We start from the raw sequence: 476 nt of genomic DNA, 5'->3' as shown, positions 1-476 counted from the left end.
TTTGGTCGCGCGCGATTTGTTCTGGCGTTTGATTATTGTCAGGTGGCACGGGTGCTTCTAAATACTGTTTGTGTTGAACATGAACCTCAAACAACAGGATTGCAATGTTGGGGGTTCCTCGAAAGCATTTTCGACGCAGTCTTCCTGCCAAGCAACTCAACCAAGCCGTGCTGACGTCATACCGGATGGTTTTGGGCAGCATCGCGGAGTGGGATTTCTTTCGCTGGTTCTTCAAGGATGTTTTCTTGCGAGCCAGCATTAGATCGACATTCGATTCGGAGCCTCGAACGCACTCGGCATCCTTGGGCTCGTCGGGTCCGGTCTTGACGTGCCGGTCTATGCCGAGGGCATCGCGCGGTTCCAGTCACGGATGATCGTGACCAATCCCAGCGCGGATTGCGATTCTGCGATCATCACGCTGCTGTGCTGGAACAAGGCCTATGTCACGCCCGCGCTGCGCAACTTCGTCGAGATTG

General features: G+C 54.4%; 1 protein-coding gene. It reads right to left on the bottom strand.

The window, feature by feature from the left end; all coding sequences use genetic code 11:
- The coding region (locus tag EP237_RS23400) for a hypothetical protein (RefSeq protein ID WP_206052361.1) at positions 1 to 259 on the bottom strand (259 nt) is incomplete at its 3' end.
- Positions 260 to 476: the final 217 nt, after the last annotated feature.

Source organism: Nioella ostreopsis (assembly GCF_004000255.1).
Lineage (GTDB): Bacteria > Pseudomonadota > Alphaproteobacteria > Rhodobacterales > Rhodobacteraceae > Nioella > Nioella ostreopsis.
Note: the sequence above shows the minus strand (reverse complement) of the source record. Positions and strands in the feature narration are given on the sequence as shown.